The organism is Microbacterium sp. 71-23 (assembly GCF_001897265.1).
Lineage (GTDB): Bacteria > Actinomycetota > Actinomycetes > Actinomycetales > Microbacteriaceae > Microbacterium > Microbacterium ginsengisoli.
The window spans coordinates 128860-142915 of sequence record NZ_MKSL01000025.1 but is presented as its reverse complement, the minus strand read 5'-3'; the positions used below and the strand labels follow the sequence as shown (position 1 = coordinate 142915).

At 68.1% G+C, this 14056-nt stretch carries 11 protein-coding genes and 1 rRNA gene; 1 reads left to right on the top strand and 11 read right to left on the bottom strand.

The genetic code is table 11. From position 1 onward, the window contains the following. The 3 genes from BGO15_RS10555 to tyrS form a co-directional block, all read right to left on the bottom strand. Positions 1-193: ribosomal RNA gene (locus BGO15_RS10555) — 16S ribosomal RNA — on the bottom strand; the annotation flags it as partial. 524 nt (positions 194-717) lie between these two features. Continuing rightward, positions 718-1524 carry a DUF4184 family protein gene (locus tag BGO15_RS10550; protein ID WP_056209300.1) on the bottom strand — a complete coding sequence of 269 codons (807 nt, stop codon included), beginning with the start codon at positions 1522-1524 and terminating at the stop codon, positions 718-720. Between the two features lie 15 nt (positions 1525-1539). Next, complete coding sequence (gene tyrS / locus BGO15_RS10545) at positions 1540-2841, bottom strand: tyrosine--tRNA ligase (RefSeq protein ID WP_048809044.1); 1302 nt, start codon at positions 2839-2841, stop codon at positions 1540-1542. 112 nt (positions 2842-2953) lie between these two features. Between tyrS and BGO15_RS10540 the strand changes: the two genes are divergently transcribed. Beyond that, positions 2954-3544 (top strand): hypothetical protein, encoded by a 591-nt coding sequence (locus BGO15_RS10540; protein WP_056209302.1) that lies wholly within the window; start codon positions 2954-2956, stop codon positions 3542-3544. Positions 3545-3547: 3 nt separating this feature from the next. On the opposite strand, the gene BGO15_RS10535 is transcribed toward BGO15_RS10540, so the two are convergent. The 8 genes from BGO15_RS10535 to BGO15_RS10500 form a co-directional block, all read right to left on the bottom strand. Further along, positions 3548-4327, bottom strand: a complete 780-nt coding sequence (locus BGO15_RS10535; RefSeq protein WP_200930918.1) for a phosphate ABC transporter ATP-binding protein — start codon at positions 4325-4327, stop codon at positions 3548-3550. A gap of 387 nt (positions 4328-4714) precedes the next feature. Continuing rightward, complete coding sequence (locus tag BGO15_RS10530; protein ID WP_235557448.1) at positions 4715-5542, bottom strand: sortase; 828 nt, start codon at positions 5540-5542, stop codon at positions 4715-4717. Positions 5543-5697: 155 nt separating this feature from the next. Continuing rightward, positions 5698-6477, bottom strand: a complete 780-nt coding sequence (locus tag BGO15_RS10525) for a hypothetical protein (protein WP_056209305.1) — start codon at positions 6475-6477, stop codon at positions 5698-5700. Continuing rightward, positions 6474-7568 (bottom strand): hypothetical protein, encoded by a 1095-nt coding sequence (locus tag BGO15_RS10520; RefSeq protein WP_056209308.1) that lies wholly within the window; start codon positions 7566-7568, stop codon positions 6474-6476. Before BGO15_RS10520 ends, BGO15_RS10525 begins: the two co-directional genes overlap by 4 nt. Before the next feature lie 82 nt (positions 7569-7650). Beyond that, positions 7651-8253 (bottom strand): hypothetical protein, encoded by a 603-nt coding sequence (locus BGO15_RS10515; RefSeq protein ID WP_137877713.1) that lies wholly within the window; start codon positions 8251-8253, stop codon positions 7651-7653. 131 nt (positions 8254-8384) lie between these two features. Then, positions 8385-10019: a hypothetical protein gene (locus BGO15_RS10510; protein WP_056519465.1), complete on the bottom strand. Its 1635-nt coding sequence runs from the start codon at positions 10017-10019 to the stop codon at positions 8385-8387. Positions 10020-10052: 33 nt separating this feature from the next. Next, on the bottom strand, positions 10053-11243 hold the full coding sequence (locus BGO15_RS10505; protein ID WP_056519468.1) for a hypothetical protein: 1191 nt from the start codon (positions 11241-11243) through the stop codon (positions 10053-10055). A 106-nt stretch (positions 11244-11349) separates the two neighbouring features. Next, complete coding sequence (locus BGO15_RS10500; protein ID WP_056519471.1) at positions 11350-13914, bottom strand: hypothetical protein; 2565 nt, start codon at positions 13912-13914, stop codon at positions 11350-11352. Between the last annotated feature and the right edge of the window lie 142 nt (positions 13915-14056).

Genomic DNA, 14056 nt, shown 5'->3' with positions numbered 1-14056 from the left:
GATGCCTTCGCAACTCGTATCCGGTATTAGCAGCTGTTTCCAGCTGTTATCCCAGAGTCAGGGGCAGATTGCTCACGTGTTACTCACCCGTTCGCCACTGATCCAGAGAGCAAGCTCTCTTTCACCGTTCGACTTGCATGTGTTAAGCACGCCGCCAGCGTTCATCCTGAGCCAGGATCAAACTCTCCGTAAAGAATTTTTGCTGTTCCGAGCGGAATAGGCCCGGCGCAGCGAGTTTGATCTGACCAAAGGGATGTCATTGCTGACTATCCGTTGCCGGCACCGAAGTGCCGGTCTTTGATCCAAAGGAATCTCAGATCAGCCGAAGCTGATCACGAGGTTATTTGGCATTTGACAAGTGCACGCTGTTGAGTTCTCAAGGATCGGATGCTCCTGCCTTCCAGCCTCTCGGCCTTCTCTGCAGGGCAACTTCTCTATCTTATCCGTCTCGTTTCGCTTGTCAAATCCGGCGTGTCGCGCTTGGCGATCTGGGATCCGACTACTCGACGAGTAGGAACCCCATCGTAGACATGACGTCTCAGACTCTCAAGGAGTCTGTCTGATGGGGTTTGTCTCCGCTTGAGGAGGGGAGGCTTTCTCAGCCTCACCGCGCTCCTTTGGGGCGAACAAGTGATACTTTACGTGGGCCCCCGGGGTCGGGCAAATCACCGCCGCATCCCGGGCGTGTCGCGGCATCCTCCCGCGGAATTCCGCGGGTCATGCGAGCCAGGTGTCGGCAGCGGATCTGGGCGTGCGCCACTGGACACGCACGCACAGCGCCACGGTGACGACACCCCACAGCGCCGCTGCGGGTGGGAGCACCCGGTAGGCGAGATGCTGCGGCGTGTACTCGTGCGTGAAGCCGCCACCGATCACGAGACCGCACACCCACGCGAGCACGAGGATCGCCGGGAGACTCGCCCACCACGCGAGCCGCAGGTATCGGTTCGCCCGCGGGGCCGGCATCCGGGGCGACCGCGCGAGGGTCATGGTCGCCCAGACGGCGAGAACCAGAAGCCCGAACGCGCTCGATGTGTACTGCACCCAGCGGTATCCATCGAGGGGTCCCCACATCTGCGCGAGCGCCGGGATGATCGCGCTCCCCCATCGTCCTTCGTGACTGAACGCATCCCACACCAGATGTGTCGCCACCCCCATGGCGAGCGCCAGCACCCACCACGCGATGACGGTGACGCGTGCACGCACCGTGCGGGCGGCGAGAGTCTCGAACTGACGGCGGGGCGAGGCATCCCAGGCTTCGGGAAGGCGGCGTGCGAGCCAGGTCGGCGCGAGCGGACGCACCGCGGGACGGAGCACCACGCGCCACACGAGCCACAGCACGGCGGCCATCGCCGTCGTCACCAGGATCGCTCGCGGGTCGTGCGTGACCACGTAGGGAATCGGAAGCTGACGGGTGAACAGCGGGAGGTCGGGGGTCATCGCCCCGACCGCGACAGCGGATGCCGGCAGCACTGTGCGCGCGAACGGGAGGGCGACGACAGCATGGCTCGGTGTGAACGGCATCGCTCCCCCGTGTGGTCAGCCGGGGAGGAGTCCGGCGAGCGTCTTCTTGCCGCGCCGCAGCACCGACACCCCGCCGGGAAGGCCGAGTGGCACGACCGCCGAATCGTCGTCGACCTTCTCGCCGTCGATGCTCACGCCGCCCTGCGCGATCGCACGACGCGACTCGGACAGTGACGCCGTGAGGCCCGTGTCGACGAGCGCCTGCGCGACACTCGATCCCGCCACGACCTGCGCGCTCGGGAGCTCGTCGATCGCGGTGCGCAGCACCGCGGCATCGAGTGCGCGGAGATCACCGGACCCGAACAGAGCGTCGGAGGCCGCGATCACCGCGCGAGCTGCCTCCAGGCCGTGCACCGTCGTCGTGACCTCGGCCGCGAGGCGACGCTGCGCCGCCCGCCGGAACGGCTCGTCGGCGACCTGCCTCGCGTAGTCGTCGATCTCCGCCTTGGTCAGGAACGTGAAGATCTTCAACCTGTCGATCACATCGGCGTCGAGCGTGTTGAGCCAGAACTGGTACATGCGGTACGGGCTGCACATCGCGGCATCCAGCCAGATCGCGTTGCCCTCGCTCTTGCCGAACTTCGTGCCGTCGCTGTTCGTGATCAGCGGTGTGCCGATCGCGTGCGCCGACACGCCCTCCACCCGGTGGATGAGGTCGGTGCCGCTCGTGAGGTTGCCCCACTGATCGCTGCCGCCGGTCTGCAGCACGCAGTCGTAGCTGCGGAAGAGCTCGAGGTAGTCGAGGCCCTGCAGGATCTGGTAGCTGAACTCGGTGTAGCTGATGCCGGCCTCGGAGTTGAGGCGGGCGCTGACGGCATCCTTCTTGAGCATCGTGCCCACGCGGTAGTGCTTGCCGATGTCACGCAGGAAGTCGATCGCCGACAGCGGTGCCGTCCAGTCGAGGTTGTTCACGAGCCGCGCCGCATTGGCGCCCTCGAAGCTCAGGAACTGCTCGACCTGGGCGCGCAGCTTCGCGACCCACTCCCCCACGGTCTCCTTCGTGTTGAGCGTGCGCTCGGCCGTCGGGCGCGGGTCACCGATGAGACCGGTGGACCCGCCGACCAGGCCGAGCGGCTTGTGCCCCGCGAGCTGAAGCCGGCGCAGCAGCAGCAGCTGCACGAGGTTGCCCAGGTGAAGGCTCGGTGCGGTCGGGTCGAAGCCGCAGTAATACGTGATGGGGTCTCCGCCGAGAAGCGCGCGCAGCGCATCCTGATCCGTGGACACATGCACGAGGCCCCGCCACACGATCTCGTCCCAGACGTTCGGGAACGCCGGATCGTTGGCGGGCGCGAGTGCGCTCAGTTCGGGCGTTGACACGCGTTTCAGGCTATCGGATGCCGCGGGCCGCCCTCGGCTCGATGGCGCGGTGTCGCAGGAGACGTGCCTCGATCGCGGATGCCCCGTCGGGGCTCCGTGCCACACTGAGGCCATGGTCGAGATCACCGGAGGCTGGATCGCCGCCGTGCTGGCGGGCGTCGTCGTGACCGTGCTGCTGGGAGCCGCGCTCGTGCTCACCGCGGCCGCCATGCGCCGCCTGTCGACGGCGCTCCTCATGACGGCAGGCGCCGCGGTCATCGCCGCCCTCGTCGTCGCCGTCGTGGCGCACGTCGAGGCGCCCGCGCCGATCGGCGTTCCGCTCGCCCTCGTCGGGATCGCCGCCGCCGTCGTCGGCGGAGACCCGATCACGCGGCGCGTTCTGGCGATCGCCGCATCGGGTCGCGTGCGCGAGACCCCCGACGGCGGCATCGTCGTCACGGACGACGCCGGGCCGGCGGCATCCGATGATGTCGTGCTGCTGCGCGGCGGCGCCACCATCGGCTACCTGGAGCGCATCGCGACCGCGGCCGCGATCATCGCGGGCTACCCGGAGGCGATCGCGGCCGTCGTCGCCGTCAAAGGCGTCGGGCGGTTCTCGGAGCTCACCGGGTCGGAGGCCCGCGAGCGCTTCATCGTCGGCACGCTCTCGAGCCTCGTCTGGGCGGCGCTCGTCTCGGCCGCCGTGCGGCTCGCGCTGTTCTGAGACTTACCCGAAGCGTCCGTTCACATAGTCGTGCGTGCGCGGATCGATCGGGTCGCCGAACATCGCGTCGGTGTCACCGTGTTCGACGATGTGGCCCGGCTGCCCCTGCGACGCGAGGAAGAACGCGCACTGCTGCGAGACGCGCTGCGCCTGCTGCATGTTGTGCGTGACGATGACGATGGTGACCTCCTGGGCCAGCTCGAGCATCGTCTGCTCGATGACGCGCGTGGACGTCGGGTCGAGCGCCGAGCACGGCTCGTCCATCAGGAGAATGCGCGGCTTCACCGCGAGCGAGCGGGCGATGCACAGGCGCTGCTGCTGACCGCCCGAGAGCCCGCCGCCCGGCGAGCGCAGGCGATCCTTCAGCTCGTTCCACAGTCCCGCCTTCGTGAGGCAGGACTCGACGAGGAAGTCCTTCTCGGAGCGGCTCGCCGACACTCCCGCGAGCTTCAGCCCCGCGACCACGTTGTCGTAGATCGACATCGCCGGGAACGGATTCGGCTTCTGGAAGACCATGCCGATCTTCTTGCGCGCATCGACGAGGCGATGACTCGCGTCATAGATGTCGTCGGCGTCGAGGAGCACCTCGCCCGCGAGGGCCGCGGACGGCACGAGCTCGTGCATGCGGTTCAGGATGCGCAGGAACGTCGACTTCCCGCAGCCGGAAGGACCGATCAGTGCGGTGATCTGACCGGCGGGCATCTGCAGCGAGACATCCTGCAGCACGAGGTGGTCCCCGAACCAGGCGGAGATGGAGCGGGCCTCGAGGCGTGAGGGGGGCACAGAGCTTGCGGCCTGTGCCTCGGCCGCTTCCAGGCGCTCACGGGTGGCCGAGGCTCCACCGAGGAATGAGACCGCCGACGCGCGCACCTTCGCCGCAGCACCGCCGAACGGGCGAGCGGGGGCCTCGTCTCCCGGGAGCGGTGCGCCTGCACCACGACCACGAAACGCCGTGCGGCGCTGATCCCGACGGCGCGCGACGTCGCTCGGTGGCACGAGGGACGGCTCCGCCGCTGCCGCTTCGAGACCGTCGATCTCCGCCGCGCTCACGACTTCCGTCATCGTCTCGTCGACCTGGATGACTCGGGTCACATCCTCCGACACGGGTACACCGGATTCGGGCACGGCGGGCGGGTTCTCAGGGCTGTCGCTCATTACGGATGCTCCGGGTCACAGAAGGTTCGGCAAAAGGCGGACGAGTTGATCCGCGACGAAAAGGTTGGCGAGGATGAGAACCGGCACGAGAACGATCCAGGTCTTGCGCGCACCGACCTTTCGGAAGGACCACACGGCGGCGATCTCGGCCGCGACCAGGAACTGCAGTGCGAACACCAGCGCCCACAGCGTCGACGTATCCGTCGCCATCGCGGCGTCGGATGGGGGCAGCGTGAGCGAGGTCGTCTGCCTCACCCCGGCCGGCTGCGCGTTGCCGACGAGTCGCGCATCGACGTACGCCACACCGACCGGTACGAACGGCAACCCGCGCGCGGTCATCAGGATCACCCGACTCTCGCCCGCCACCGGCGCCGGCGGAGTGGGATCGCCGGCGTAGCGCAAACCGATGACGACGAAGGTGCTCAGCCCCTGCCCGGTGCGCACCTCGAACTGGTCGCCCGGCTGGAGCGCCTGAAGGCCTCCGAAAGGTCCACCGAACGCAGCCGCCCGACCCATGATCACGCTGACCCCCGCCTGACCGGGGAGCACGGTGTCGCGCCGGTGGCCCGGCCCGAGGCGCAGGTCCGCGCTGGAGGTACCTTCCACGATCATTTCGGAGACGCCCAGCCGCGGGATCAGGATCGACGCCACCGGAGCGCCGTCCGGGAGGAGGACGTTGTTGAAGTCACCCTCGCTCACCGGAGCGGTTCCGGCCGCAAGCTGTGAGCGGAAGGAATCGCGCAGCTGCTGCTGTGCAGCGAGATGCTGCACGGGTCCGAAGACCAGGAGATCGAGGATGAACATCAGCAGCAGCGTCGCCACGAGTGCGAGCACGCCCCGCACGAAGGCCTGCCATGGCGTCAGAGGTGCGCGCGGTCGCGGGAGCCGCGGCACGTAGGACCCCGGCCGGCGCGGAGGGCGCGGCGGCCGTGTGGGCCGTGCCCCCCGAGGAGGTCGCGGGGGAACTGCGGCGCTCGGCGGGGCGTCGTCGATCGTCGTCACGTCGCACTCACCGGCAGCGGTGCGGCGAAGATCCGGCGAACGACATACCACGCGAGAACCGAACCACCGATCGCGATCACGCCTGTCGCGCCCAGCCACGGGAAGACGAAGGCCACGGCATCACGCGTCACGGGACCCACCTGTACGCCGTCGATCGTCTCCGGCGGTGTCAGCGTCGCGTGAGCGTTGACGAACCCCCACTGGCCGACACCGTGGAGCTCGGTCGTGACCACCTGGATCGCTCCGGGCTTCAATCCGGTCACCGCGACATCGGCAGCGTCCAGTTCGCCGCCGAGCGGATTGGTCATCCAGAAGCGCACTGTGGCGTCGATCGAGCTCTGGGAGATGTTGCGCAGGCTGAACCACAGGATGACGGAGCCCTCAGCCGGATTCGCTGCGGCCTTGCCCTGCGACTCGAGACCGCTCATGTAGAGCACGCCCCCCACCACGGCACCGCCCGAGGTCGAGGTCGTGGTCGTCGTCGTGCCGGGCACCGACGACCCGCCGCTGGTGGCACCGCCACCCGCACCCGAGCCGGACGAACCGGAGCCGAGCGAGCCCGTGCCGGAGTCACCCCCGCCCGGGGTGGTCGAGGATTCGGTCGACGAGGCGCTCGGAGTGGGCGTGCTGCCGTCGTCGACCGTGACCGAGACGTTCCCCCCACCCTGGGATGAGTCATCCGCCGAGGCGGCACCACCACCGCCGAGTGACCAGAGGACACCGAGCAGTGCGCATACGGCGACGACCCCGCCCGCACGGCTGCGCCGTGACGTCACGACGACGTCCCTACGGAGGGGCTCGCCAGTTCAGATTCCCGCGCCGCAGCGTTCTCCGACTCCATGTAGTCGAGCCACGCCTGCGCGCGCGCCTCCTGGCGACGACGCCACCAGCGCACGGCGAAGAACGCCAGGACCGCGAGGGCAATGACGATGAGAAGGATCCAGGGCGGTGTGAAGATGAAAGTGTCTCGTGAGATGACGGGTGCAGGTACCCCGAGCGAGGCGTCCTGCGTCTGGACGAAGGGACTCACGGTGACCCCGGGGTTCACAAAACCCCACTGCGAGACGCCCGACAGCGGGACATCGATGGCCGCCGCCGACCCCGGGAGGAGCTCCGCCAACGGCGACGAGGCGGTCGCACCGACAGGAATACCGAACCACGTGTGAACCGCAGCCGTCGTGTTCGCAGCGAGAGCGATGTTGCCCGTGTTCTTCACGACGTAGTGAAGCGTCACAGAACCGGCGAACGGATTCCACCAGTCCCCGTTCCAGTCGGCGCTGATGCTCGCCACCGACAGCATCGGTTGAAGCTGGCCCGCGACGCGGGCGTACAGCCGGGTGGCGACACGGCGGTCCAGGCTCACCTCGGCTCCGGGCGTGACGACCGAGGCGAGAAGTCCACCGACGTGGTCTCCGGGAGTCGCGTCCGCCGGCACGTCGAGGCTGAAAGGAACCGCGCGGCTCGTGCCGGGTGCGAGCTCGAACGAGATGCGACCGCTCCCATCCGCGAAGTGCACCCAGGTGCCGATTCCGGTGGGCTGCTGCGAGGTCGGAAGAAGGGCGTAGTCACCTTGCGCGTCGTTGAACGCGTCAGTACCGACGACGGTGAAGGTCTGCGCCGTGGTTCCCGTGTTCGACACGAGGAACGTGTCCTTCACCTGCTGGCCGGGGTTCGCCTCGTACGAGAATCGCGTGCGCCCGTCAGGCTTGCCGTCTGCCCCCGCGGGAACCGTGGAGATGCCCACCTCGTCGGCATGCGCCGCAGCAGGCGAGAACATGAGGGCACCGGTCGCCGCCACCAGGGAGACGAGCGCGATCGACACGGTGCGTCGCAGGCGCGAGGTGAGGAGAGGGAGGGCAGAAGACACGGATAGATCTTTCGCTGAGGTCGTGACGCACGAGCGGCGCGGACGTTGCGTGGGAGTGAACGGAGCGTGATCGAGGAGCGACTCAGCCTGCCGGTGCGGACCACGTCCACGACGAGCTGCTGGGGTTGTCGTTCGCCGTGATGCTCACGGAGGTGAAATCGGTCTCGATCACCGCGCCGTTCGCATCGAGGAAGGCGATCCCGAGCGAGTAGTCCCCGCCGCGTCGAGCCACCGCCCGGGTGCCCGACGGGTCGCCGCTGCCGGCAGTCGTCAAGCCGCTGATCTTCAGGTTGGGAAGCAGCACGCCGTCGGATGTGATGCCCAACCACCCCGACGCGTTCCACGCCGAGGGAGTGCGCTCGTCCCCCCGAGGGGAGAGGAACGTCGCCGCGGACGTCGCTCCCGCGGGTGCGGCGAAGGGATGCGAGAAGGTCGTGTCCGATGACGCCGGCGAACCGAAGACGTCCTGGTCCCATCCCGCTGTCGAACCGGGTGCGAGCGTTTCCCCGTCGACCCCGATGACGTACAAGGCGTGGGCCGAGGACGCCGCTGCGGTGTCCGTCGACGAACTCGGCACCGCAGCGCTGGTGGCCGTGCAGGCGGAGAGGCTCAACATCACACCGAGGGCGAAGACGGCGGCCGGCATACGACGGGACGTGCCACGACGGGAAGCGAGGAAGGGCATGGAAATCGACGGGTGCTTTCTTGAGTCTGGGAAGCGGCGCTGCCGCGGATGCACTGTGTGGGGAAGGCGCTCGCGCCCTCCCCACACAGTGGGATGCCTCCGACTGTTCGCCGTCGGCTCTTCTCGGAGGGTTACTTCGAGGCGAGCGTCAGGGTCAGGGTCGAGGTGTAGGTACCCGACACGGCGTTGTTCGGCGCCTTGAAGGTCAGGTCCGCGTTGAGCGAGGTGCCGACGGCGAGCGTGCCGTAGCCGGCCGTCGCCTGCGCGAGCGTCGCCACCGGGTAGGAAGCCGAGCCCGCGACCTGAGCCGCACCGAGGGTGATGCCGTCGGTGACGCCGCTCACGATGGCCGGCGCGATGCCCAGCGCGCTCTTCGCGATGGTGTTGGAACCGCTGGTGAAGTCGGTGGCATCCGCCTTCAGGGTCCAGCCGAGGAGCGCGTTGCGGTCATCGGTCACCTTGATCGCACCGAGCGGGACGGCCGTGGTGGTGGCACCACGGGCAACCGCAGCGGCCGGCGTCAGGTTGATCGCCGCCGCGACACCCTCGAGCGCGAACTTGCCCGAGTTGGTGACGTCAGCCGACACCGTGCTCGAACCCGCGGTGGGGCTCGTCAGGGTGAAGGTGCCCCACGCGGCGTAGGTGCCGGTGTTCGGGTCGGTCAGCGCGACCGTGTGCTGCACACCGGGCGCGAGCGACGAGACATCCACCGTGGCGTTCCCGCTGGCGTCGGTCGTGACCTGGCCGAGCGAGGTCGGGGTCGACCACGCGTAGACGTTGAACGTCTTGTTCGCGTTGCCGGCACCGGCCGGAACCGTGATGGTCGTCGCACCCGACGCGGGGTTCGCGACGGTGACCTGGGTCGCCGCGTCCGTGGTCGAGGTCGGCGCCGTGGTGGGCGCGGGAACCGCGGCAGCGGTGATCCAGGCGTCGACGACGGCCGGGGCCGAGCCCGAGTCGGTCAGCGCGAGGCGCGTGCCCGCGGTCAGACCCGAGATCGAGGTGTAGATCGCCTTGCCCGACGCGTCGAGGGTGAGGGTCGCAGCCTTGGCGGTTGCGCCCTCGAGCCAGACGTCGACCGTCTTGTTCGCGTTGGCCGAGGTCGCGTCGAACTGCACCGCCGTGGCGCCGACGACCGCCGAGGCTCCCGACGTCGCAGCGAAGCTCGCGAAGTTGGGCTTCGGCGTGGCGGGAACCGGCACATCGAAGGTCCAGGTGGCGAGGTTCGCATTGGCGTTCGCCGTCACCGTGATGAAGGTGAAGTCCGTCTCGATGACGTGGTTGTTCATGTCGAGGAACGCGATGCCGAGCGAGTAGTCACCGCCGGCGTTCGCGACGCCGCCGCTGCCCGAGGGCGAGCCGAGGCCCGTGCTCGTGTTGGCGCTGGGCTTCATGTTCGGGAACAGGATGTTGCCCGTGTTGGTGCCGAGCGGGCCATACGCGTTCCAGGCCGAGATGTTCGACTCCTGGCCGCGCGGCGAGATGAACGTCCGCGCGGTCGCGGTGCCCGAGGGGATCGCGAACGCGTGGGTGAAATCGGGGTCGGATGCCTGCGGGTTACCGGCCACATCGTCGTTCCAGCCCTTGACGGTGCCCGCCGCGAGGGCGGAGCCGTCGCCGAGGTCGACGAGGTAGAAGGGGTGGGCCGACCCGACGGTCGGAACGATGGCCGCCGAGGCGGAGAACGCCGGTACCACCGCGAGAGTGGCCGAAAGCACAACCGCGCCGAGGCCGACGAGGCCACGCTTAGCGAGCTTGGTGTTCATGGAAGTTGTTCCCTGGTCCTTTTCTGATGTCGATCAGTTGTTGCGCGTGGTCGCGGTGTTGGTGGGAGCGGCGAAGCCGAACTTGAGCTTCACGGCCTTCGTGGTGGCGGGAGAGTTCGACGCACCCCAGTACGTGAGGCTCGTCGTCGACGACGTGTTGGTGAGGTCGAACACACCCTGGTCGTACGCCGAGTTGCCGGACGTGATCTTGGCGGTCGGCACGACGATGTAGACGGTGCGACCCCAGTCGGCGCTGTTGTAGTAGGAGGTGTTCGGCACGAGCGCCGGCGCGGTGCCCGTGAACGGTGCGACGGAGTCGATCGAGCCCACGGACACGCCCGACATCGTGTTGATGCGAGCCGCCCCGTTGACCTGACCGACGTAGTTCGCGATCGAGAGCGGGATGATCTGGATCTCGTTGGATCCGGGGGTCAGCACGCGTCCGTCGTTCTCGGGAGCGGTGTTGCTGCGGGTGTCCACGGCCGACCCGATGGTGGTGGTCGACAGACCGATCTTGCCGAGGAAGGTCGTCCACGTGCCCGAGCTGGTCTGAAGACCGACCGGGGTCAGCGTGTAGCCGGTGCCGCTGAGCACCGAGCTCGCGGCGGCGCTGCTGTTCGCCGAGTAGATGGCGGTCAGCTGGGCCTTGGTGAGGCCCTGAATCGCAGCCGTCGCCGCCGCCGCGTCGCCGCCCGATGCCGAGCCCACCTTGAACATGTAGCCGATGGCGTCCTGACCGAACGGCACGTACGTGAGGTTGGTCCCGGCAGTGCCACCGACGGACGACGAGCGCGCGAGGTCGACCTGACCGGACACGTTCACCGAACCGGTGCCATAGCCGTAGGCGGGAGTCTGGGTGGAGCCGGACATGAAGGCCGTGCCGCCGTTGGAGGCGATGAGCGCGTTCCGACCCGCGCCGGAGCCGTTCGGGCGGTCGAAGACCGGGCCGAAGGGCTTGGTCTGGATGCTGCCGACGCCGCCGGTCACACCGAGGGTGAAGGCGTCCCACGACGCGAGCACCTTGCCCGCGCCGCTGACCTTCACCGACGCGCCGGAGATGGTCGTACCGTTCGCGATGGCCGCAACGGCGTCCTGCAGGGTGTCGGAACCGACGATGGAGTAGCCATCGGAGACCGGGTCAGCGTGAGCCGCGGTCGCCGCGCCGAAGCCGGCGATCGCGACTCCGAATGCCGCGCCGAACGCGGCGATCTTCTTGAGTGTCAACTCAGTACCTTTCGGGTGTAGTGGTGATTCGGTGTTCAGTTGCGTACTTCTGGGACAAGCGGTATTGCGGGAGGGGGGATGCTCATTCGCGACCGGGGTCGCGGGTCTAGAGGCGTCTGCGGAAACGTCCCAAGATGGGGAACGCGAACGCACACGCAAGGCCGCCGGCGAGACTCGCGGGAACGGCGGCGGCGATGCCGCCCACCGCGGGGTCAGCCGGCGTGGTCGTCGCCGCGAGGGCACCCGACGGCGACCCCGAGGCGGACGGCACGGGGGCGGGGGCAGCGCCATCCGTCGTCGACGACGTCGAGGTCGACCCGAGCGTCGGCCCCGACGAGTTGTTGTAGACGTTCGGCTGCGAGCCGACGTACGACGGTGCCGGGGTCGTCGTGGACGAGGGCACCGCGGGAGCGGTTCCGTTCTGGATCGCGGTCGCGGCCGCTGTCGCGGTCGAGATCCACGCGGCCGGCAGCGGGGCGAACCCGTCCGGGAGCGCGCCGACCGACGTTCCAGGTGTCTGTGCAGCTGGGCTGACAGCGAACGTGATCAGCGACGCGTACGCGGAACGGAGCGCCGGGCTCGTGATCACCGGATTGTTCGCGGCGTACACGGGCATCGTGAGTGGATAGGCGTCAGCGGCGGCCTTCGCGGCGGTCGAGGTCTGATCGAGCTGGAGAACGCGAGATCCCGAAGACGGCGAGGTCATTGCGGCCGCCGCTGCGGTCATGCCCGCTGTCGTCGGCGCGACGAACTTCCCCGCTGCGTTGAGCAGCGACGCCGTCACCACCTGGTAGCGATCTGCCGCGGATGCCGTGGTCAACCCGATCAGCCGCTGCGATCCCGGGAGCATTCGCGGGACCTTCGTGTACTTCGGGGGCACGGAGTTCGGGTCCCAGGGACCGGGTCCCTGGCCATCGCCTCGGAGCGTCAGATACGCGACACTCGTCAGATCACTCGCGTACGGACGCCACGTGATCACGTTGATCGGGTCCTGATTCGGCGGGTCGTACTCGACGGGATCCGCTTTCGGGAAGTCCTCGCGGTCGAGGGAGAAGGCCGCCTTGGTGGGGTTGATCGTCGGGTCTGTCGAATAGTACGGGTTGACGACCATGCCCCACGGATCGGGCTTGCTCGCGAGAAAGTCCCGGGCGGAGGGATCGGACGCGATGTACGCCCAGATGGCACGCGCGGCGTCGGAACGCCCCTGAGGCACGATGATGTCCGCGATCGGGGCACCGTTCAGCGCCTGCGAGCGCCACTCGGGATCGTTGACGGCGAGGAAGTCTTCGTCCTGCGTGATGTTGTACGGATGATTGCCGGTCAGGTACTTCGTGTCCGCTCCCGTGGGAAGGGACGAGAGGTAGGAGTTCGTCAACAGCTTTGCCAGCAACCGGGGAGTGAGGTTGATGGAGGTGAACGGCGTGCGCGCCGCATCGACGTACTGCTGCGGAACCGTCTTGTCGAGTGGGTTCGGGAACCGGTCGATCGCGATGGACACCGACAATCCCGTGAGCGCGACCGGCGCGTACTGGAGGGGATCCGGCGTCGATCCGTCCGTCGTCAGCGGGTAGCTCGTCAATGCGAGCGGCGCGTCCGTCGTTGTCGCCGCGTTCGCCACCGCATCCGACTCCGCGCCGGTGATGAGTGAGTACACGGACCCGCCGGCCTGTGTGCAGACAACGGGCTGCCACGAGTTGACCGCGAGCGCCGCCAGTTCGCTTCCCTGTACCTGCTTCTCTGTCTGCCCGATCGGGCAGCGCGAGCCGACCGGCGTGAATCCGAGCTTCACGGCCAACGCATGCCGCCAGGAGTCGATGAACAACCCCGACTGGGTGATGTTGACCGATCCGTTGTCGGAGGTTCCCCGCGGGAGCACGACGAGCCAGCAGCTCGCACCCGTGGTCACACTGCCCGTCGTCACGGCAGAACCGCAGCCGAGCGCATCCGACTGCACCGCTGTCTGCACCTCGAAGCTCACTGACCCCTTGCCGTCGTTGCCGGAGCCGGCCCAGGGAATCTCATTCGTCGTATAGGACGTGAAGAACTGGTTGTTGTTGACGTCGACGCTCGTGTCGATGACGTTGGCCTTGGTCGCGGGATCGACCTTCACGCCGTCGACCCGGGCACCGTTTCGCGCGACGAAGGGGATCGCCGTATACGGAGGAAGGAACGACACCTTGCTCGCCGCCGAGTACGGCTGGTCCTCCGTCGGGATGTCGGCGAGCGCCGTGCTGCGGTAGGCGTCCCGCGTCGCACCGACCGCTCCCGTCCCGCCGTACTCGCACGTCGTGCGGTCGGGACGCGAGGTGTCCGTCGGATCGTCACCCCAGCACATGAAGATCTGGAGGAAGTTCTCACCGCCGTTGCCGCCGGCGGACGGTGCGATCGACTTCTTGCCACCCGTCCACGTGAGCCTGATGCCCTGCGACGTGAGGTTCTGGGTCTGCGAGATCGTCACAGCGAGATCGGGCATCGGGGCGTTCGCGACATCCGGATCCTGCTGAGCCGACGTGATCGTCACTGCAGAGGAGGTGTCGGTCGCCGCGTGCGCCGGCGGTGCCGCCGCAATGCCGATCGCCGTGGTCGCGCCGAACGCGACGAGTCCGCAGATCAGCCCGACGGCGACGGACGCGATCCAGCGCTGGCGGCGCTGACGCGGGACGGTGGGCACGACGTTCCTCCTGGCAGGGGCGAGCGTTCACCCGAACGCTCTCAAGCTAAAAGCGGGTGGTGTATTGCCGATGAACCGACCGGTAACGACGACACTCGATCGGATCGTCGCCGGGCAAACGAGCCGAGTGCTCGTCGCGGAC